Raw genomic sequence first — 20,013 nt, forward strand, 5'->3', positions numbered from 1 at the left:
TGCCGTGGAAACACGGCAGTTGGGGGGTTGATACCGGTGGTCGACCGGCGGGAGGGGAGCCCGCCGACCGAGCGGCGCCGAGGGGGATGCCGCGTCAACCGGAGCTAACCGTCCCGCGACGGCCGAGGGGGCACCGGCGGGGCGGACGACCGACGAAACACGCGCCGTCGCGCGTGTGGGGGGATCACTCATGACGTCGACGCCGCAGGGCGCCCGGCAGAGCCATGACCAGAGCGACGATCCGTCGCGGACCACGCGGTTGCGCACCGTCCAGCACCGGGACGGCCAGTTCCGCAGGATCAGGAGGAACCTGCCCAGATACGACTACGAGCACTACAGCCGCCTCGCCGGGCCGCTGACCCAGCCGCCGCCCGGCCGGCCCTACACCGTCCGCTACCGCTCCCTGCTCGCGCAGGAGCCGCACCGTATACGCGCGGCGCTGATGCTCGGCGCCGCCCCGCTGCTCTCGCTCGTCCTGCTGGGCTGGCTGCTCCAGCCGGCGCACTGGACCGAGCGCGACTACCCCGCCTTCGCCGCGCTGCCGGCGCTGGACACGGTGATGCTGGTCTCGATCGGCCTCATCGAGTTCTTCCGCTGTGTGAACGTGCTGTCCAACGCGCACGCCACCCTCGTCGCCCGCGACCCGGTGCCGGTGGTGCCCGAGACCGGCACCCGGGTGGCGTTCCTGACCACCTTCGTGCCCGGCAAGGAACCGCTGGACATGGTCACCCGCACCCTGGAGGCCGCCGTCCGGCTGCGCCACCGCGGCCTGCTGCACGTCTGGCTCCTCGACGAGGGCGACGACCCGGCCGTCAAGGAGGTCTGCGCCCGGCTCGGCGTGCACCACTTCAGCCGCAAGGGCGTCGAGCGCTGGAACCGCCCCGAGGGGCCGTACCGCGCGAAGACCAAGCACGGCAACTACAACGCCTGGCTGGAGGCGCACGGCGAGGCGTACGACTTCTTCGCCTCCGTCGACACCGACCACGTCCCGCTCCCCAACTACCTGGAGCGGATGCTCGGTTACTTCCGCGACCCGGACGTCGGCTTCGTCATCGGCCCGCAGGTGTACGGCAATTACGACACCTTCGTCACCAAGGCCGCCGAGTCGCAGCAGTTCCTCTTCCACGCCCTCGTCCAGCGCGCCGGGAACCGGTACGGCGGCCCGATGTTCGTCGGCACCTCCAACGCGGTGCGCATCGGCGCCATCCGGCAGATCGGCGGGCTGTACGACTCGATCACCGAGGACATGGCCACCGGCTTCGAGATGCACCGCACGAAGAATCCCGCCACCGGCCGCAAGTGGAAGTCCGTCTACACCCCGGACGTGCTCGCGGTAGGCGAGGGCCCGAACGCCTGGACCGACTTCTTCACCCAGCAACTGCGCTGGTCCCGGGGGACGTACGAGACGATCCTCAAGCAGTACTGGAAGGGCCTGTTCACGCTGCCGCCGGGCAAGCTCTTCAACTACACGATGATGATCGTGTTCTACCCGATGTCCGCCCTCAACTGGATTCTTGCGGCGCTCAGTTGCGCCCTGTTCCTGGGCCTGGGCGCCTCGGGCGTGAACATCGACCCGACCGTGTGGCTGATGCTCTACGGCAACGCCTCCGCGCTCCAGATCGGCCTGTACGTCTGGAACCGGCGGCACAACGTCTCTCCGCACGAGCCGGAGGGCTCCGGCGGGGTCGCGGGCATGGTGATGTCGGCGCTATCCGCACCGGTCTACGCCCGCTCGCTGATGGACGCCGTCCTGCGCCGCAAGAGCCGCTTCGTGGTGACGCCCAAGGGCGAATCGGCCAGCCCGGACACGCTGTTCGGGACCTTCCGCATCCACTGGTTCTTCATCGCGGTCTTCGCGGGATCGCTGGCCGCGGGCTTCACGCTCGGGCACGCGCATCCGGCGATGATCACGTGGGCGGTGTTCGCGCTGCTGATCACGGCGACGCCGATTCTCGCGTGGCGGTACGCGCTGTGGCAGGAGCGGCGGGCGGCCCGGCGGGCGACGGACTCGGGGGTCGAGGCCGAACTTACCGCCGGGACCGGGGTGTTGGCCGGGGCCGAGGTGGTCGCCGGGGCGGGGATGGTCGCCGGGGCCGGGGTGGTCGCCGGGAGCGCCCCGCAGATCCCGCACCCCAGGGCCGCCTGGAGCGGGCCACCGCCGGACGGTGAGCGGGACGACACCCTGCCGATCGCCCTCGGCGGACTCGGGGGGCGTACGGAATGAGAGACCGCACCGGGCGCCGCCGGGTCCGCCGGTTCGCCATGGGCAGCGTCGTCGTGCTCGCGCTCGCGGGCATGAACGGCCCCTGGCTCTACCGCTTCGGCACCGCGCAGTACCACCAGTACAAGATCAACGAGCCGGAGTACAAGGCCGCCAACGGCCACTGGGACGTCCTCGAGTTCCCCAAGGAGTACCGCCAGGACACCATCCACGCGGCCCTGCTGCACACCGGCAAGGTGCTGCTGGTCGCCGGGTCGGGCAACAACCAGGACAACTTCGACCGGAAGAAGTTCGACACCCGGCTCTACGACCCGGTCAAGGGCACCATCAAGAAGATCCCCACGCCCAGCGACCTGTTCTGCACCGGCCACACCCAGCTCGCCAACGGCAACCTGCTGATCGCCGGCGGCACCAAGCGGTACGAGAAGCTCAAGGGCGATGTCACCAAGGCCGGCGGCCTGATGATCGTCCACAACGAGAACCCGGACAAGCCGGTGACCCTGCCCGCGGGCACGCGCTTCACCGGGCGGTCCAACGGCCGGACGTTCGTCTCCAAGGACCCGGTGCTCGTCCCGCGCGCGAAGAAGGTCTTCGACCGCAAGACGGGCAAGTTCCTGCGCAACGACCCCGGCCTGGGCCGCATTTACGTCGAAGCACAGCGCAGCGGCGCCACGTACGAGACCGGTACGCAGGACAACTACCGCGTCCAGGGCCTCAAGGGAGCCGACGCGCGCAACACGTACGGCATCGCGCAGAAGCTCGCGCTCGACAAGAAGGACTTCCAAGGCATCCGCGACGCCTACGAGTTCGACCCGGTGGCCGAGCGGTACATCAAGGTCGACCCGATGCACGAGGCCCGCTGGTACCCGACGCTGACGACCCTGTCCGACGGCAAGGTCCTCAGCGTCTCCGGGCTCGACGACATCGGCCAGCTCGTGCCCGGCAAGAACGAGGTCTTCGACCCCAAGACCAGGAAGTGGACGTACACCAAGAAGATCCGGCAGTTCCCGACCTACCCGGCGCTGTTCCTGCTCCAGAACGGGAAGATCTTCTACTCCGGGTCGAACGCGGGGTACGGCCCCGACGACGTGGGCCGCACGCCCGGCATCTGGGACCTGGACAGCAACGAGTTCACCGATCTGCCCGGGCTCAGCGACCCGGACCGGCTGGAGACCTCCGGGACCGTGCTGCTGCCTCCGGCCCAGGACGAACGGTTCCTGGTGATCGGCGGCGGCGGGGTGGGCGAGTCCGCGCTGTCCAGCAAGAAGACGCGGCTCATCGACCTCAAGGCCAAGCGGCCGCACTTCACGGACGGGCCCCGGCTGGAGAAGGGGACCCGCTATCCGCAGTCCTCGATCCTGCCCGACGACACCGTCCTGGTCTCCGGCGGCTCGGAGGACTACCGGGGGCGCGGCGACTCCAACATCCACCAGGCGCGGCTGTACCACCCGGACGGCAACAGCTTCACGCGGGTCGCGGACCCGCTGGTGGGGCGGAACTACCACTCCGGGTCGCTGCTGCTCCCGGACGGGCGGGTGCTGTTCTTCGGCTCCGACTCGCTGTACGGGGACAAGGCGAACACCAAGCCGGGGGTGTTCGAGCAGCGGATCGAGGTCTACAGCCCGCCGTATCTCTACCGGGACGCCCGGCCTGAGTTGAGTGAGGGGCCTTCCGAGATCGCGCGGGGGGCCTCGGGGACGTTCGCCTCTCGGCATGCGCAGAGCATTCGTAAGGCGCGGTTGATCCGGCCGAGTGCGTCCACGCATGTCACGGATGTGGATCAGCGGTCCATCGCGCTGGACTTCAAGACGGCGGGGGATCGGGTCACCGTGACGGTGCCGAAGAGTCGGAATCTGGTGCCGTCGGGGTGGTACATGCTGTTTGTGGACGATGACCAGGGGACTCCGTCGGTCGCGCGGTGGGTTCGCGTTCCATAGTGCTCCCGCAGGCTTCGTGAGCGGGTGCGGGAGCGCTGTGGCTTGTCGCGCAGTTCCCCGCGCCCCTTAGGGGGTTGGTGCCTCCGCAAGTTTCAACGCATAACTTGGCCACCAATTGCCTGCCTTCGGGCCGCCCTTGCACGTGCCGTCCGACTCACCTGGGCGCTTGACCCACAAGTAGGCGTCCACCAGCGGGTCTGCCGTCTTCGTGGTCGGGGGTTCGCCCAGGGCCCGCCCCGGCGGATTGCACCAGCGTTCGTCCGGACTGCCCCCCGTGTAGGGGCCGTTGCCGTTGCGGCTGGTGTCTATCACGAAGTGTTTGTCACCGACCTTGGCCGAGAGACGTTTGCCGTAGGTGAGGGAGTCCTTGGTGGAGTAGAAGTTGGAGACGTTCACGGCGAAGCCGTCGGCGCGGTCGATGCCGGCGCGGCGCAGGGGCTCGTGGATCTGGTCGGGGTGGCCCCAGCCGGCGTTGCCCGCGTCGAGGTAGACCTTGGTGTTCTTCAGGGACTTGAGGCGGTCCACCGCGCCGGAGAGCAGGTCGTAGCGCTCCTCGTGGAACTCGGCGGGGGTGCAGCCGTCGACCAGGTGGAGCAGGGCGTCCGGTTCGAGGATCACGGTGGCGGGGCGATTCCCGATGCCCCGGGCCACGCCGTCGATCCAGGCGCGGTAGGCGTCTCCGTCGGCGGCGCCGCCGCGCGAGTACTGGCCGCAGTCGCGGTGCGGGATGTCGTACAGCACCAACAGGGCCGTACGGTTGGAGCGTTCGGCCGCCTCGGTGAAGCCGCGGGCCTCCTGTTCGGGGTTCTCCGGGCCGATCCACTCCCCCGTCGGCTGCTCGGCGATCCTGCGTATCCGGGCGGCCTCGGTCTTTCTGCCCGCCTTCTCGTAGGCGGCGACCTGGCGGGCCGCGTTGCCGTCCGGGTTGACCCAGAACGGGTCGGCCGCGCGGGGCTGTTGGGTGATCCGCGCCCCGGTGTCCCCGGTTCCGGCGCCGTTGTCGCCGGGGTCCTTCGAGGAGCACCCCGCCGCGAGCAGCGCCGCCCCCAGCAGCACCGCGGACATCCGTGCCCGTCCCGAAGGACGGTCCCCCCTGCCGTCGTACATGCGATTCCCCCCTGGAGCGCAGCCGGTCGGGTACCAATCGTGGCATACCGGTCCGGACGCCACGAGCTCGTCCAGGAAAGGGAGTCGAGGCTTTCCGGTCGTCGCGGTCAGGGGCCGGCGGCGGTGAGGTACGCGGAGACGACCACGTTGGCCGTGTAGCTCCGGGTGGCCTGGTCGAAGGTGCCGCCGCAGGTGATCAGGCGCAGCTCGGCGCGGCCGGGCTCGCGGGTGCCGTAGGCGCGGTCGGCGTCGAAGTGGGCCAGGGGGATGACCTGGACGTCGTCGATGGTGAACTCGGCGACCTTGTGGTCCGCGCGGACGACGCGGACCTTCTCGCCGGGCCTGAGGGTGCTGAGCCGGTAGAAGACGGCGGCCCGGGTCGTGGTGTCGACGTGCCCGACCAGCAGCGCGGTGCCGGGGGCGCCCGGCGCGGTGCCGGCGCCGTACCAGCCGACCACGCCCGGCTGGTCGAAGGGCGGCGGGACGATCGCGCCCTTGCCGTCCAGACCGCGTGACATCACCGGTGCCTGGACGGCGAGTTGGGGGATGTCGAGGCGTTGCGGGACCGAGGCGGCCAGCGGCTTCGCCGGGGCGGGCAGGGGGGTGCCGTCGTACGCCCTGCCGAGCCCGGCCAGGTCGCCGGCCGGCGGGTCGGGCAGTCCGGTCGCCTCGCGGCCCCACAGCCACAGGCCGAGGAGCAGGACCGCCCAGGCGGTGATCATGACCAGCCGGCCGGTGCCGGAGGTGTGCGCGTCCTCGCCGGGCGCGGTGGATTCGTCGGGCATGGCGGTGTCCGTGCCCTCAGTCGGTGCCGCGTCTCCGGCGGGACCGGAGCAGGACCACCCCGGCCGCCGCGCACCCCGCGAGGGCCAGGCCGGTCAGCGCCTGCGCGGCGCCGGGGCCCGAGCCGGTGGGGGCGACCGTGGCGAAGAGGGTGTCGCCGTCCCCGTCCGCCGCGAGGCCGTGGGCGGTGGCCGTGACGCCGCGCGCCATGCCGCCGCCGCCCGCGTGGACCGGGGCGACGGGCGAGGGGGCGGTCAGCGGCTCCTCGCCGGAGCCGTCCGCCGGGCCGTCGGGGCCCGTCGCCTGCCCGGAGTCACCGGCGGCCCGGTCGGCCACGTTGATCCGGCTGGTGAACGAGTAACCGGCACAGGTGACCGTGACGTCGTACGCCCCCGCCCGCAGCGCGGTACGCACCCGGGTGTCCCCGGTCAGCGCGCCCCCGCTGCCGATCAGCTGGGCGGCCGAGACGAACGCGGACGACACCGCGCTGCCCTGCGAGCCGGAGCAGCCGCGCACCCGCAGGGACACGTCGGAGCCGGGGGCGGGCGCGGCCGGGGACACGGTCACCCCGCCGTCCGCCGCGTGGGCGGGCGTGAGCGTGGCGGGAGCGAGGGCGGTCCCCGCCAGGAGTGACGCACAGAGAGTGAGGCGAGCTGAGCACATCGTGAACCTCCAGATATCTGGAGGCTCCCCCGCGCGGAGCGCCCCCGCATCCCCGGGAGGGGGGCGCTTGCTCCGAATGGGTGGGACTCGGGCGGGGCCCGGGTGAGGGCGGGTTTCGCCGCCGGCGTCCGGACCCCGGTCCCTCGCCTCAGACCAGGTCGACCAGGTCCGCGATCGAGTCCACGACCTTGGAGGGGCGGTAGGGGTAGCGGTCGACCTCGTCGGGCCGGGTGACGCCGGTGAGGACGAGGAAGGTGCGCATCCCGGCCTCCAGGCCCGCCAGCACGTCGGTGTCCATCCGGTCGCCGATCATCGCGGAGGTCTCCGAGTGGGCGCCGATCGCGTTGAGCCCGGCCCGCATCATCAGCGGGTTGGGCTTGCCGACGAAGTACGGCTTCTTCTTCGTGGCGGCGGTGATCAGCGCGGCGACCGAGCCGGTGGCGGGCAGCGCGCCCTCGGTGGAGGGGCCGACGTTGTCCGGGTTGGTGGCGATGAACCGGGCGCCGTCGTTGATCAGCCGTACGGCCTTGGTCATGGCCTCGAAGGAGTACGTACGGGTCTCCCCGAGGATCACGAAGTCGGGGTCGTGGTCGGTGAGGATGTAGCCGACGTCGTGCAGCGCGGTGGTCAGGCCCGCCTCGCCGATGACGTAGGCGCTGCCGCCGGGCCGCTGCTCGTTGACGAACTGGGCCGTGGCCATCGCGGAGGTCCAGATGTTCTCCACCGGCACGTCCAGGCCCAGCCTGCGCAGCCGTGCGTGCAGGTCACGGGCGGTGTAGATGGAGTTGTTGGTCAACACCAGGAACGGCCGCTCGGCCTCCCGCAACTTCTTCAGGAAGGCATCGGCACCGGGGATCGGAACACCCTCGTGAATCAGCACACCGTCCATGTCGGTGAGCCACGACTCGATGGGCTTGCGGTCTGCCATGTGCGTCTCCGTCTCCCGGATTGAGTGCGGTGCAGCCCCCAGCGTAGTGAGGGCCGCGGAAACGGGGACGTCAGTGGCGGTCGCGGGGGTGGATACGGGGCCTCCTGCGGGCGATCAGGAAGGCGGCGGCGCCGAGGGCGAGGAGGGCGGTGGTGGCGGCGAGGAGGGGGCGGGCGGGGGCGGGGCCGGTCTCGGCGAGCTGGTCTGCGGGGGCGGTGGGGTCGGTGTGGTCGGAGGGGTCCGTGGAGTCGGTGGGGTCGTCCGCGTCCTCCGGGTCCGTCGTGTCGTCGCCCTCCGGGTCCTCGGGGGGTTCCGCTACGTCGTCGGAGGTGGACGGGATCGCGGGCGCCTCCGGGGCGGCGGTGCCGGGGGTCGGGGTGGGCTTCGGGGTGGCCGGATAGAAGGTCGGGCCGGGGGACTCGGCGCCGGTCAGGGTCGGGGCCGGGGTGGTGGCGGGGTGGGAGCCGGACTGGCCGGACGGGGTGGGGGTGGCGGGGGTGCCGGGGGTGGCCCGGGTGTCGGCGGGGGCGGAGCTGCCGGAGGTTGCGGTGGGGGTGGCCCGGGGGGTTCCGGTGGGCGGGGCGGTCTGGGGGGCGCCGGTGGCGGGGGCGGACTCGGAGTTGCCGGTGGCGGGCGCGGACTCCGGGTTGCCGGGAGCGGTCTCACCGGTGCCGGGGCTGTCCTCGCTCGTACCGGGGCTCTCCTCGCGGGGGCCGGCGGTGCCGGTGGGAGCCTCTGTCGGCAGCTCGTCTCCGTCGCCTTCCTCGTCCTCCTCGTCCTCCACGTCCGTGATGCCGAACCGATAGGCGTTGGACTCCCCCACCCAGTCCCCGTCGTCGCCCTTGCGCTGGATGACGGCGGCGTTCGCGGTGACCTGTTCCGGGGTGGCGTCGGGGGTCAGGGCGAGCCGTACCTTGACGCGCACCGTCTTGCCGGGTGCCACCGTGAACCCGCCGAACCCGTCGCCCTCCAGCACACCGATCAGTTCCTGTTCATCGGTGGTCACGAACCGGACGGGATGCGCCTTGGAGCCGTCGTAGAAGTCCATCCTGGGCTGCGCGGGCTTCAGTGCGCGCCGCTCGTCGACGAGGACGACGACCGGGTGGACGCCGGTGCAGGTGTCCTTGGCGGTGTTGGTGAGGTCGATGTACCAGATGCCGTAATCGCCGCCCGCCGCATAGGAGTTGGGGCCGCCGTGGATACGGGTCTCCAGAGGGAAGGACCGCCCGTCGGCAGAGGGCGCACACCCGGCCGCCGTGGCGGCGTGCGCGGCGGCGGGGCTCAGCGGGAGCAGGACGGAGGCCGAGGCGAGGCAGAAGAGGGAGGGCAGGGCCGTACGCGATCGCATGACCATATGAACTTCCCGCCCGACCCCCCACCCTCGCCCCCCACCCCCGGACGACACGCCAACTCCGCCCGATCAGCGGACCCGAACTCCACCAACCGGCGCCAACGACAACACCGGTCACCCAACCGGCGGTCAGCCGCAGCCGCCGACGGCGAGAACACCCCACCGGGGCCACCCGCACCCGACAACGAAAGCCGCACGGGCGGTGCGGGCGGAAACAGTCAGCCACCAAAGGCACCAAAGGCGAAGCCGCAGCCGCCGACGGCGAGAACACCCCACGGGGGCCACCCGCACCCGACGACGAAAGCCGCACGGACAGTGCGGGTGGGAACGGTCCCCGGCCGAAGGCGAAGCCGAGGCGGACCACCCCAAGCCGACCCCCGCCCTACCCGTCCCGCCCGAACACCGGCCCCAGCAACAGCTGCCCCGCCCCCACAGCCACCCCCCGCTCCCCGCCGGAGGCAACCCGTACGGGCACCGCCTCCCCCACCCCCACAGCCCGCCGGGCCCGCCCGGTCAGCACCTCGGTGACCCCCCGTACATACGCCTCAGGGTCCCCCGCGACCGTACGCCCGCCCAGCAGCACGAGGTCGATGTCCAGCAGCCCCACCAGATTCCCCGCCCCCACCCCCAGCACCCGCGCCGCCTCAGCCGTACGCCCCCGCCCCACGGCCCCCAGACACAGCACCTCCACGCACCCCCGCTCCCCGCACGGACACAACGGCCCGTCGAGCTGCAGCACCTGATGCCCGAACTCCCCCGCCCCGGTCCGCACCCCCCGATGCACCCGCCCCCCGATGACAAGCCCCGCACCCAGCCCCGTACCGAGGTGCAGGTAGGCGAACGACCCGCCCTCACCCGCAGCCGCGAGCCCCAGCGCGGCGGCATTCGTGTCCTTGTCCACGACGACCGGCACCCCCAGCCGCCCGGCGAGCGCGTCGCGCAGCGGGAACCCGGCCCACTCGGGAAACCCGGTGACCCGGTGCAGTACCCCGCGCACGTGGTCGAGCGGCCCCGGCAGCGCGACCCCGACCCCGAGCAGCGTCGGCGCGTCGGCAGGAGCACCGCAGCCCAGCACCGACCCGACCAGCGCCGTCACCTCAGCCGCGACCAGATCGAGCACCGCCTCCGCCCCACCACCGAGCCCGACAGTCCCGTACCGCTCCCCCACCACCGTCCCGTTCAGATCGAGCAGCACCGCCCGCAGCTCGTCCCGGTCGAGATGCACACCGACCGCGTGCCCCGCCTCCGGCACGAGCCGCAGCACCGTACGCGGCTTGCCGCCGGTGGAGGCCCGGCGCCCCGCCTCCGCCGCGAACCCCTCCTCCCGCAGCCGCGCGGTGATCTTGCTGACGGCCTGCGGGGTGAGCCCCGTACGCTCGGCGAGCTCCAGCCGGCTGATCCCCGCCGCCCCCGCGCCACGCAGCAGATCGAGTACGAGCGCGGTGTTGTGGGACCGCACCGCGAGGAGGTTCGCTCCCGCCGGGCCGGGGCCGCTCTTCGTCCTGTTCACACGGTCCATTCTCCCCGCCGCTTGCACTTTGGCAACAGCGTTGCGAAAGTGGACCGCATGACTGCTACTCCTCTCCGCGTCGGCCTGATCGGCTACGGCCTCGCCGGCTCCGTCTTCCACGCCCCGCTGATCGCCGCCACCGACGACCTCGTCCTGGACACGGTCGTCACCGCGAACCCCGAGCGGCAGGAGCAGGCCCGCGCCGAGTTCCCCGACGTATGCGTCGCCGCCACGCCCGAGGAGCTGTTCGCGCGCGCCGACGAGCTGGACCTGATCGTCATCGCGTCCCCGAACAAGACGCACGTCCCGCTCGCCACCACCGCCCTGAAGGCGGGCCTGCCGGTCGTCGTGGACAAGCCGATCTCCGGCACCGCCGCCGAGGCCCGCGAGCTGGCCGCCCTCGCCGACGAGCACGGCGTCCTGCTCTCCGTCTTCCAGAACCGCCGCTGGGACAACGACTTCCTCACCCTGAGGAAGCTCATCGAGGACGGCGCCCTCGGCGACGTCTGGCGCTTCGAGTCCCGCTTCGAGCGCTGGCGCCCCGAGCTCAAGGGCGGCTGGCGCGAGTCCGGCGACCCGGCCGAGATCGGCGGTCTGCTCTACGACCTCGGCAGCCACGTCGTCGACCAGGCGCTGGTCCTGTTCGGCCCGGTCACCGAGGTCTACGCCGAGGCGGTCGTCCGCCGCGACGGCGCCGAGACCGACGACGACACGTTCATCGCCCTGACCCACGCGAGCGGCGTCCGCTCCCACCTGTACGTCTCCGCGACCACCGCCCAGCTCGGCCCCCGCTTCCGGGTGCTCGGCTCGCGCGCGGGCTTCGTGAAGTACGGCCTGGACCCACAGGAGGCCGCGCTCCGCGACGGCGCCCGTCCGGACACGGAGGCCGCCTGGGGCGTGGAGGAGGCGGAGCTGTACGGCCGTCTCGGCGCCGGCGAGTCCCCGGTGACCGGCGGCGGCACCGCCGTCGAGACCCTGCCCGGCGACTACCCGGCGTACTACGCGGCCGTCGCCGCCGCCGTGCGCGGCACGGGCGCCAACCCGGTGACCGCCCTGGAGGCCGCCGAGGCCCTCGACATCCTGGAAGCGGCCCGCCGCTCCGCCCTCGACAAGGTGACGGTGACCCTCTGATGACGTCCACTCCCGAACTCGTCCCGAGCATCGCGGACCTGGAGGAGCAGGAACGGCGCCTGGTCTTCCGTACGTTCACGTACGCCGACGCGTGGGCGCTCGGCTCGCTCCTGGTCGAGCTGGGCCGCGAGCGCGAGGCGCCGATCGCCATCGACATCCACGTCGCCGGCCAGCAGCTCTTCCACGCCGCGCTGCCCGGCTCGACCCCGGACAACGACGCCTGGATCGCCCGCAAGCGCCGGGTCGTGGAGCGTTACCGCGAGGCGTCGTACCTGGTCGGCTCCCGCTTCCGCGCCAAGGGAACCACCTTCGAGGACTCCTCCCGCCTCGACCCCGACCAGTACGCGGCGCACGGCGGTTCGTTCCCGGTCGCGGTCGACGGCGTGGGTGTCGTCGGCTCGGTGACGGTCTCCGGGCTGCCGCAGCTGGAGGACCACCGGCTGGTGGTGGAGGCGCTGGAGCGGTTCCTGAAGCGCTGACCGGTGACGGGGCGGGCTCACCGGTGACGGGCGGGCTGACCGGTGACGGGGCGGGCTGACCGGTGGCGTACGGCCCCACCCGTCACATCCGCCCCACGCTCACCTTCCGCCCCGGGATTACCGCGCGGCTCCCTCCGGTTGGAGCCGGTGTGCACGACGATCGAGTACCGACGATCGACGGCACCAACCCAGCCGGAGGGAACCACCCGATGAGCGAGTCGACGAGCGAACGCATCGCCAAGGACGCGATCGGCCGGTACGGCGTCTGGAGCGTGGGACTGCGCTCCGAGGACCCGGACCGGCGCGACGCGATTGCGGAAGCCGCGGCGGAACTGGAACAACTCGGTTACGGCACGGCCTGGTTGGGCGGCAGCAGCGCCCCCCGCCACGCCCTCCCCCTGCTCGGGGCGACCTCCCGTCTGGTCGTCGGCACGAGCATCCAGAGCATCTGGCAGTACGACGCGGCCGACAGCGCGGCCCAGTTCTCCGAGGTGGACTCCACCTACCCCGGCCGCTTCCTGCTCGGCCTCGGCGTGAGCCACGCCAAGCTGGCGGAGCAGTACAAGCGCCCGTTCTCGGCGCTGGTCTCGTACCTCGACGAGCTGGACAAGGCCGGTGTCCCGGCCGGGCGCCGGGTGCTGGCCGCGCTCGGCCCGAAGACCCTGGAACTGTCCGGCAGCCGGGCCCTCGGGGCGATCCCGTACCTGGTCACTCCCGAGCACACCGCCGAGGCCCGCGACATCCTGGGCCCCGAGCCGCTGCTCGCCCCGGAACTCGGCGTGATCCTGGAGCCCGACCCGGCCCGCGCCCGCGCGCTGGCCCGCGGCCACGTCGCGATGTACCTCCAGCTCCCGAACTACACCAACACCTGGCGCCGGCTCGGCTTCACCGACGCCGACCTCGCCGACGGCGGCAGCGACCGCCTGATCGACGCGCTGTACGCCTGGGGCGACCCCGGCCGCATCCGCGACCGCGTCGAGTCCTTCCTCGCGGCGGGCGCGGACCATGTCGCCCTCCAGGTGGTGGAGGACGACACCTCCCGCGACGACCTGCCGCGCGAGGCGTGGCGCAGGCTGGCGTCGATCCTGTTCTGAGGGTTTTCCGGGAGCGCGGGGGGCTACAGCAGCGCCCGCTCCGCCGCGCTCCACGCCGTACTGGTGACGACGTACAGCGCGGCGGCGAGCGGGACGACCGCGACCGTCACCAGGGTGAGGAAGGACAGGAACGGCGCGACCTTCCCGACGGCGCCGAGCCCCGGAACGGCGTTCTCCTGGGGCACGACGGGGTTCTCGGCCGCCGCCTTCTTGGTGGTCCGGTAGTTGACGGTGGCGACGGCCGCGACGACGGCGAACAGGGCGAGGTAGACGACCCCGGCCGCCCCGAACATCCCGCCGGCGCCGAGCGCGTCGGCCCAGCGGTCGCCGAGCGGGGCGCCGAACAGGTCGTGCGCGAGCAGGCCGTTGCTCCCGCCGCCGATCGTGGTGCTGGAGAACAGGTGGTAGAGCAGGAAGAACGCGGGCAGCTGGAGCAGGCTCGGCAACAGCCCCGCGAACGGCGACACCTTCTCCTCCGTGTGCAGCTGCGCCACCGCCGCCCGCAGCCGCTCCGGGTCCTTCGCGTGCCGCGTCCGCAGCTCCGCGAGCCGCGGCCGCAGCGCCGCCTGGGCGCGCCGCCCGCGTGCGGCGGCCCGGGACAGCGGATGCACGAGCAGCCGTACGAGCGCGGTGAACAGCACGATCGCGGCGGCGGCCGCGGAGGCGTGACAGAGCGGCTGAAGCAGACTCGCGAGCTGCTCGACGAGCCGGGCGAAGACGGACATGGGTGGACCCTCCGGAGTGGGATACGTCGTGCCGGGTGTGGCAGGCCGGAATCTGGCGTGCCGGATGTGGCGTGCCGGATGTGGCGTGCCGGTGGCGTGCCGGGATGGCATGGCGGCATGACGACGCACGCGGAAAGAACCGGAGAAGCCCGGAACCCGGGCAGGGTTTCCTTCTTCTCGGGCTATGCGTGGATCGCCGCGAGGGCGGATCCGGGGGCCCGGGGCCGACGGCGGCCGGCCGCGTCGGGATCACGCTGCGGCAGGAAGGCCGTACGCCGGTCCCGGTCGCGTATCGCCGTACGGACGCGGGTGCGCGGCACGGCGGGGACGCGGCGGGCGACGAGCGAGCAGACGGCGAGCGCGGAGGCGGCCGCGGTGGTCGCGGCGAGCGCGACGGCGGCGGAGAGCGTGCCGGTGCCGAGGAGGGCGGCCTGGAGGAGCAGGAGCTGCACGAAGACGAGCGGAACGACGACGGACCGCACCGAACACCCCCCTGCCCTTGATCTCTGCTCTTGTTCCTGGGAACGCGGGAGATCAGCGCTTGGTTCCGGATTCGAAGAGGAATCCCGGAATTCCCCCGGGGGCCGATGCCGGACGCACCCTCCACCTGTGTCGGTGGTCGGCAGTACGGTGTCACCCATGCGCCCCGACACGCCTGCCGAGAACGTCGACCACACCGCTGAGGCGGCACGCCTGGAGCGGACCGCCGGCCTGTATCCGGAGGACGCGGAGGCGCTGCTGCTGCGCGCCGCGGCCCACCTGGAGCTGTCCGGCGCCCGCCCCGCGGCGACCGCGCTGTACGACCGCCTGCTGTCCGGCCCGGCCCCGCTGGAGAACCCTCAGCTGGTCCGCGCGCTGAAGGCGTCGAACCTGTGGGAGTACGGCCACGAGGCGGAGGCCCGGGCGATCATCGACGGCATCCGCAGGGCGGCCCCGCGCGATCCGGCGCCGTGGGTGATCGTGGCGGAGTCGCTGGAGTCGCACGACGAACTGGAGCCGGCGCACGAGACGTTCACGGAGGGCGCGCGGCTGCTCCTCGGCGACACCCCGGAACGCCCGCCGTACGCGACGCACGCCCTGCTCTTCGGCCGCCACCGGGTACGCCGGATGCTGGGCCTCCCCCACGACGACTGGGACGGCCTGGCCGACACCCTCCACGCCTCCCCGGTCTCCCTGGACGAACTCCACGACCCCAAGCGCGTCTGGTCCCTCGGCTCGGAGAACCCCGCGGACCTGGAAGCGGAGATCGCCCGCCTGCACGCCGAACTGAACGCGGCCCGCGAGGCCCTCTCCCGCCCCTTCCCGGTCGCCGTCCTCCACTGGCCGTCCCCCGAACTCACGGAACTCCTCACGGCGTACCCCTCCCTCACCTCGGAATACCCCACCCACACCCACCACCTCCTCCTCATAGAAACCTCCCTCCGCGAACTCGCCACCTCCGGCACCCCCAACCTCGGCATCGTCACCGGCACAGTCCCCTCCTACGAGGCCTTCGCCGCCTCGGAGGGAGCCTCGCCTTCGGACGCCGCGCTGCTACCGCAGTACGCGACGACTTTGGCGGCACGGGGGTTGGCGACGGAGTGGCCGCCGGAGGCGGGGGCGGGGTGCTGGTGTGGGTCGGGAATTACGTACACGGAGTGCCATGGAGCGCCCACCGAGAGTTCCTGAAGCTACCTCTGTCAGTGGCTGCTGTTAAAACAGATGCACATTGGCAGGTAGTTGAGGGGGTTTGCGGTGGCCGAGGGACATGAGTCTGGGCAGCTGCCCGCTGGGGTGTACGAAAAACTGATCACCCAGGACTTCGAGAAGGAGTTGGGCCAGCTAGAGGCCATGGGGTGGAAGGCCATTGATGCGCCGGTCAGCGCGGAGTCCTCGCCCCATGTACTGGCCCGGCACATCGGTGAGCTGGTTGCGCAGCGGCTCAACCAGATCCCGGCGGAGAAGCGGGTGCCGTTCGCCAATCAGCTCCTGGCCTCGCTGGCCGCACAGACTGCCGCCCAGGGTGACCCGGAACCGGTCAGCACGCTCATCGAAGGTCCGCGGCAGCTTCTCGCGCTCGCCAAGCAGGAGGCGCCCGGCGCTTTCGCGATCCGGCCGCTGACGCCGCTGTCCGAAGCCTCGCTGCTCACGAACTCGCCCGAGGACCTGAGTCTGGGCACCGAACTCCGGGCCGAACTCGCCACGGCAGACCGCATCGACCTGCTGTGCGCCTTCGTCAAGTGGTACGGCATACGTGTGCTCGAAGATGCCCTGCGCGCGGCCAAGGAACGCAACGTACCGATCCGCGTCATCACCACCACCTACATGGGCGCCACCGATCGGCACGCCCTGGACCGCCTTGTGCGCGACTTCGGCGCCACGGTCAAGGTGAACTATGAGATCCGCTCGACTCGACTCCACGCGAAGGCTTGGATGTTCCGGCGTGAGACGGGGTTCGACACTGCTTATGTCGGCAGTTCCAACCTCTCCAGGGCCGCACTGCTCGACGGACTTGAGTGGAACGTACGGCTCTCGTCCGTGGCCACCCCGGCGGTGCTCGACAAGTTCGAGGCGACCTTCGACGCGTACTGGAACGACATCGCCTTCGAAACGTACGACCCGGACCAGCACGGCCACCGCCTTGACGAAGCGCTGGCTCAGGCGAGTGGTACGAGCAGCGGCGGCGATCTGAAGATCAACCTATCGGGACTGGAAGTACGTCCGTTCCCCCACCAGCGGGACATGCTGGAGCGCCTCACCGTCGAGCGCGAGCTGCGCGATCGACACCGCAATCTGCTGGTTGCCGCCACGGGAACGGGAAAGACCGTCATGGCGGCACTGGACTACCGCAGTCTGCGGAAGAAGTCGAACGACGGGCCGCCCAAGCTCCTGTTCGTGGCGCATCGCAAGGAGATCCTGAAGCAGTCGCTGCGCACGTACCGTGAGGTGCTGGACGACGCTTCCTTCGGTGAGTTGCTGCACGGCGGCCAGGACCCTCGCGAATGGAACCACGTCTTCGCCAGCGTCCAGTCGCTGAACGTGCAGCGTCTTGAGCAGCTGGCGCCCGACCACTTCGACATCATCGTCATCGACGAGTTCCACCACGCCACCGCGTCCACTTATCGGCGGGTCATCGACCACTTCACGCCCAAGGAGCTTCTGGGCCTGACCGCCACGCCCGAGCGGATGGATGGGCAGAATGTTCAGGATGAGTTCTTCGAGGGTCGGATCGCGGCCGAGATGCGTCTCTGGGAGGCGCTGGAGAACGATCTCCTCTGCCCGTTCCACTACTTCGGCGTCCCGGATGGAACGGACCTGACGAACCTGCAGTGGCAGAAGGGTTCGTACACCGACCAGGAACTCGACAAGGTCTACACGGGCAATCATGCGCGCGCCCGGATCGTGGTGAAGCAGATCCAGGACAAGGTTTCCAACCCTGGCGCTATGCGGGCACTGGGGTTCTGCGTCACTAAGGCGCACGCCCGCTTCATGGCGAACTTCTTCCGCGAGGCCGGCTTTCAGGCTGTTGCGTTGGACAGCGACTCGCCGGCTGACGTGCGCGCTCAGGCCCTCACCGACCTGCGCGATGGCAAGCTCCAGGTGATTTTCTCGGTCGACCTCTTCAACGAGGGCCTGGACATTCCGGACGTCGACACGCTGCTCCTCCTCCGCCCGACCAACAGCGCCACGGTCTTTCTCCAGCAGTTGGGCCGGGGCCTCCGGCGCACCGAGTCGAAGCCCGTCCTCACAGTGCTCGACTTCATCGGCCAGCACCGGGCCGAGTTCCGGTTCGAAGAGCAGTTCCGCGCCATGACGAACCTGTCACGAAATCGGCTCATCGACCACATTGAGCACGATTTCCCCCAGCTCCCGTCGGGCTGCCAGATCATCCTTGAGGGCAAGTCCAAGGATTTCGTTCTCGACAACATCCGCACGCAGATCGGTGCGACGGTAACGACGCTGGTGAAGGAGGTGAAGACCTATGCCACGCCGCGGCTCGCCGACTACCTCCGCGAGAGCCGCCGGGAGATCAAGGAGCTGTACAAGAGCGACAACTCCTGGACTGCGATCCTGCGCCGCGCCGGGTTGCTGGAGAAGACAGGACCCACCGAGGAAGGGGCACTCCTGAAGCGGGTCCACGCCTTCCTTCATGTGGACGACCCGGAGCGTGCGGATGCCTACCTTCGCCTTCTTCGGGACGATGCCCCCTCCTACGACGAGTTGAGCTCCCTCGACCAGGCGTACGCGCGGATGCTGTTCTTCAACATCTGGGACAACGCAGGTGGATTCGCCAGCTACCAGGAAGGGCTGGAATCCCTGCGCTCACAAAATGCCTTCCGTGACGAACTGACGCAGTTGCTCTCATACGTCATCGAGCGGGCCGACCACTTCCCCATCCCACTGTCTGGCCGCCTCAGCGGGATACCGCTGAAGGTACACAGCTCCTACAACCGCTCGGAGCTCCTTGCAGCCCTCAGCGTGGCTCGCTTCGGCGGCCAGATGCCGCGCACCTTCGCGAAGGGCGTGCAGTGGGCGGAAGAGCTCCAGACCGACGCCCTTCTCATCACTTTGGAAAAGAACGAAAAGGACTTCTCGCCCACGGTCAGGTACAAGGACTACGCGCTCAGCCCGACGCTCTTCCACTGGGAATCGCAGAACGCGACGTCTGAAGATTCCGAGACCGGCAGGCGCTATCAACAGCACAAGCAGCTGGGCAGCGAAGTCCTTCTGTTCATGCGGCGCTACAAGAACACCGACATAGGCAAGTCCCAGCCGTGGATGCTTCTCGGTCCCGCCACGTATGTGGAACACACCGGCAGCAAACCGATGGCTATCCAGTGGCGCCTGGAGCATCAGCTGCCGGCCGATGTGTGGACGTACTCGGCCATCATGGCGAGCTGAGAAGGCCCCAGGACTCGCTGCCTAGCCTGCCGTCGCCATGGCCAGCTCCGCCCGCCCGAACAGCAACGCATACCCCGGCGGAAGGCACTTGATAAGGCGTGTCGTGGCGGTGGCCGACTGGTGGGACAGTGCTGTCAGGACTGATGTGACGTGCCAGCGGGCTGTAGCCGGCGGTACGTGCATCTCGGTCGCGATCGTGTCGACGAACTCGCGGGCCGTGAGGGGGTGGGGGGCCGGGGGCTGGGCTTGGAGGAGGGTGGCCGTTTCCGGGGGGAGGGCGGCGGCCAGGGGGGCGCGGTCCTCGGGGGACAGGTGGGCGGCCAGGGCCGTGAGGACGGTGTGGGTGACGGCTGCCGCCTCCGTCCTGGTGCCGTACTGACCCGATTCGCGTACCGCGTCGGTCAGGGACAGGGGCGCCGGGATGGTGGTTCTGGGGGGCTGCGTCGTCACGGTCATCGGGGCTCCTCCTGCGTGGCGGGCGTGGCTTGGGTGGCGAAGCTCCCGGTACCCCGTCCTTGCGGTCGTATGGGGAGCGGTTTCGGCCAATGTCCGGTTGCGGACGCCCGGTTGAGGGCGGTCCGTCGGTGCGCGTGCGTCCGCTGCCGTCCCGTGGGGGCCGTCCTCCGGCGCGCGTCCGCCTGTTGCCGCCTGCTGCCACCTGGTCGGGGGCGCTCCCCCTGTCCCACGCCCGCCCATTGCCACCGATCAAGGCCAGTCCGCCGCCGCGCGTCCGCCGGCTGCCGCGCGATCGGAGGCCATCCCCTGGCGCACGTCCACCTGCCGCCACCCAGTGGGAGGCCGATCCTCCGCCGCGCGCCCGTCTGCCACCGCCCAGTCGGAGGCCGTTCCTCGTCCCCCGTCCGCCTGCAACCCCCCAGCCGGAGGCGATCCCCCGCCACGCGCCCGTCTGCCACCACCGAGTCGGAGGCGATCCCCACCGCACGCCTGCCTGCCACCACCCAGCCGTAGGCGATCCCCCACCGGACGCCCCGCCTGCCACCACCCAGTGGAAGGCTGATCCTCCGCCGCACGCCCGTCTGCCACCGCCCAGCCAGAGGCCGCCCCTCGTCCCCCGTCCCGCCTGCCACCACCCAGTCGGAGCCGATCCCCCACCGGACGCCCCGCCTGCCACCACCCAGTGGAAGGCTGATCCTCCGCCGCACGCCCGTCTGCCACCGCCCAGCCAGAGGCCGCCCCTCGTCC

The 20,013-nt window shown here is 71.1% G+C and carries 16 protein-coding genes; 7 read left to right on the top strand and 9 right to left on the bottom strand.

The window, feature by feature from the left end:
- Positions 1-190 precede the first annotated feature (190 nt).
- On the top strand, positions 191-2,224 hold the full coding sequence (locus tag AB0898_RS07575; protein ID WP_366801886.1) for a glycosyltransferase family 2 protein: 2,034 nt from the start codon (positions 191-193) through the stop codon (positions 2,222-2,224).
- Positions 2,221-4,158, top strand: a complete 1,938-nt coding sequence (locus tag AB0898_RS07580) for a kelch motif-containing protein (RefSeq protein ID WP_366801887.1) — start codon at positions 2,221-2,223, stop codon at positions 4,156-4,158. The genes AB0898_RS07575 and AB0898_RS07580 overlap by 4 nt, the downstream gene beginning before the upstream one ends.
- Before the next feature lie 66 nt (positions 4,159-4,224).
- Here AB0898_RS07580 and AB0898_RS07585 read toward each other — a convergent pair whose 3' ends face one another.
- The 6 genes from AB0898_RS07585 to AB0898_RS07610 all read right to left on the bottom strand — a co-directional run bounded on the left by AB0898_RS07585 (position 4,225) and on the right by AB0898_RS07610 (position 10,509).
- The gene (locus AB0898_RS07585) at positions 4,225-5,265 is read right to left on the bottom strand and encodes a glycoside hydrolase family 6 protein (protein WP_407078298.1); all 1,041 of its coding nucleotides are present in this window, start codon (positions 5,263-5,265) and stop codon (positions 4,225-4,227) included.
- 107 nt (positions 5,266-5,372) lie between these two features.
- Complete coding sequence (locus AB0898_RS07590) at positions 5,373-6,050, bottom strand: class F sortase (RefSeq protein ID WP_366801889.1); 678 nt, start codon at positions 6,048-6,050, stop codon at positions 5,373-5,375.
- 16 nt (positions 6,051-6,066) lie between these two features.
- Positions 6,067-6,615, bottom strand: a complete 549-nt coding sequence (locus tag AB0898_RS07595; RefSeq protein WP_366801890.1) for a hypothetical protein — start codon at positions 6,613-6,615, stop codon at positions 6,067-6,069.
- A 244-nt stretch (positions 6,616-6,859) separates the two neighbouring features.
- Entirely contained in the window at positions 6,860-7,639 is a 780-nt protein-coding gene (locus AB0898_RS07600; protein ID WP_366801891.1) for an HAD-IIA family hydrolase, read from the bottom strand.
- Positions 7,640-7,709: 70 nt separating this feature from the next.
- Complete coding sequence (locus AB0898_RS07605; RefSeq protein ID WP_366801892.1) at positions 7,710-8,987, bottom strand: hypothetical protein; 1,278 nt, start codon at positions 8,985-8,987, stop codon at positions 7,710-7,712.
- A 385-nt stretch (positions 8,988-9,372) separates the two neighbouring features.
- Positions 9,373-10,509, bottom strand: coding sequence for an ROK family transcriptional regulator (locus tag AB0898_RS07610; RefSeq protein WP_366801893.1), 1,137 nt, complete (start codon positions 10,507-10,509; stop codon positions 9,373-9,375).
- A 48-nt stretch (positions 10,510-10,557) separates the two neighbouring features.
- Between AB0898_RS07610 and AB0898_RS07615 the strand changes: the two genes are divergently transcribed.
- The 3 genes from AB0898_RS07615 (at position 10,558) to AB0898_RS07625 (ending at position 13,204) form a co-directional block, all read left to right on the top strand.
- On the top strand, positions 10,558-11,631 hold the full coding sequence (locus tag AB0898_RS07615) for a Gfo/Idh/MocA family oxidoreductase (protein ID WP_366801894.1): 1,074 nt from the start codon (positions 10,558-10,560) through the stop codon (positions 11,629-11,631).
- Positions 11,631-12,110 carry a heme-degrading domain-containing protein gene (locus AB0898_RS07620; protein ID WP_366801895.1) on the top strand — a complete coding sequence of 160 codons (480 nt, stop codon included), beginning with the start codon at positions 11,631-11,633 and terminating at the stop codon, positions 12,108-12,110. Before AB0898_RS07615 ends, AB0898_RS07620 begins: the two co-directional genes overlap by 1 nt.
- Positions 12,111-12,319: 209 nt before the next feature.
- Complete coding sequence (locus AB0898_RS07625; RefSeq protein WP_366801896.1) at positions 12,320-13,204, top strand: LLM class F420-dependent oxidoreductase; 885 nt, start codon at positions 12,320-12,322, stop codon at positions 13,202-13,204.
- A 23-nt stretch (positions 13,205-13,227) separates the two neighbouring features.
- Here AB0898_RS07625 and yidC read toward each other — a convergent pair whose 3' ends face one another.
- Both yidC and AB0898_RS07635 read right to left on the bottom strand, forming a co-directional pair.
- Positions 13,228-13,929: a membrane protein insertase YidC gene (gene yidC / locus AB0898_RS07630; RefSeq protein ID WP_366801897.1), complete on the bottom strand. Its 702-nt coding sequence runs from the start codon at positions 13,927-13,929 to the stop codon at positions 13,228-13,230.
- Positions 13,930-14,111: 182 nt separating this feature from the next.
- The gene (locus AB0898_RS07635) at positions 14,112-14,411 is read right to left on the bottom strand and encodes a DUF6412 domain-containing protein (RefSeq protein ID WP_366801899.1); all 300 of its coding nucleotides are present in this window, start codon (positions 14,409-14,411) and stop codon (positions 14,112-14,114) included.
- A gap of 157 nt (positions 14,412-14,568) precedes the next feature.
- On the opposite strand from AB0898_RS07635, the gene AB0898_RS07640 reads away from it, so the two are divergent.
- Both AB0898_RS07640 and AB0898_RS07645 read left to right on the top strand, forming a co-directional pair.
- Complete coding sequence (locus AB0898_RS07640; RefSeq protein ID WP_366801900.1) at positions 14,569-15,597, top strand: SEC-C domain-containing protein; 1,029 nt, start codon at positions 14,569-14,571, stop codon at positions 15,595-15,597.
- A gap of 93 nt (positions 15,598-15,690) precedes the next feature.
- A complete protein-coding gene (locus AB0898_RS07645) occupies positions 15,691-18,810 on the top strand; it encodes a DUF3427 domain-containing protein (RefSeq protein ID WP_407078301.1) in 3,120 nt (1,039 codons plus the stop codon).
- A 21-nt stretch (positions 18,811-18,831) separates the two neighbouring features.
- Here the strand turns inward: AB0898_RS07645 and AB0898_RS07650 are convergent, their stop codons facing one another.
- Positions 18,832-19,266 carry a DUF2267 domain-containing protein gene (locus AB0898_RS07650; protein WP_366801902.1) on the bottom strand — a complete coding sequence of 145 codons (435 nt, stop codon included), beginning with the start codon at positions 19,264-19,266 and terminating at the stop codon, positions 18,832-18,834.
- Positions 19,267-20,013 lie beyond the last annotated feature (747 nt).

Source organism: Streptomyces sp. NPDC005435 (assembly GCF_040703155.1).
Taxonomy (GTDB): Bacteria; Actinomycetota; Actinomycetes; order Streptomycetales; family Streptomycetaceae; genus Streptomyces.

Bases quoted from the DNA above. Each gene is read 5' to 3' on its own strand.
- AB0898_RS07580 (WP_366801887.1), top strand. From the start codon at position 2,221: ATGAGAGACCGCACCGGGCGCCGCCGGGTCCGCCGGTTCGCCATGGGC.
- AB0898_RS07650 (WP_366801902.1), bottom strand. From the start codon at position 19,266: ATGACCGTGACGACGCAGCCCCCCAGAACCACCATCCCGGCGCCCCTG.
- AB0898_RS07605 (WP_366801892.1), bottom strand. From the start codon at position 8,987: ATGCGATCGCGTACGGCCCTGCCCTCCCTCTTCTGCCTCGCCTCGGCC.
- AB0898_RS07600 (WP_366801891.1), bottom strand. From the start codon at position 7,639: ATGGCAGACCGCAAGCCCATCGAGTCGTGGCTCACCGACATGGACGGT.
- yidC (WP_366801897.1), bottom strand. From the start codon at position 13,929: ATGTCCGTCTTCGCCCGGCTCGTCGAGCAGCTCGCGAGTCTGCTTCAG.
- AB0898_RS07590 (WP_366801889.1), bottom strand. From the start codon at position 6,050: ATGCCCGACGAATCCACCGCGCCCGGCGAGGACGCGCACACCTCCGGC.
- AB0898_RS07620 (WP_366801895.1), top strand. From the start codon at position 11,631: ATGACGTCCACTCCCGAACTCGTCCCGAGCATCGCGGACCTGGAGGAG.
- AB0898_RS07625 (WP_366801896.1), top strand. From the start codon at position 12,320: ATGAGCGAGTCGACGAGCGAACGCATCGCCAAGGACGCGATCGGCCGG.
- AB0898_RS07615 (WP_366801894.1), top strand. From the start codon at position 10,558: ATGACTGCTACTCCTCTCCGCGTCGGCCTGATCGGCTACGGCCTCGCC.
- AB0898_RS07575 (WP_366801886.1), top strand. From the start codon at position 191: ATGACGTCGACGCCGCAGGGCGCCCGGCAGAGCCATGACCAGAGCGAC.
- AB0898_RS07640 (WP_366801900.1), top strand. From the start codon at position 14,569: ATGCGCCCCGACACGCCTGCCGAGAACGTCGACCACACCGCTGAGGCG.
- AB0898_RS07585 (WP_407078298.1), bottom strand. From the start codon at position 5,265: ATGTACGACGGCAGGGGGGACCGTCCTTCGGGACGGGCACGGATGTCC.
- AB0898_RS07610 (WP_366801893.1), bottom strand. From the start codon at position 10,509: ATGGACCGTGTGAACAGGACGAAGAGCGGCCCCGGCCCGGCGGGAGCG.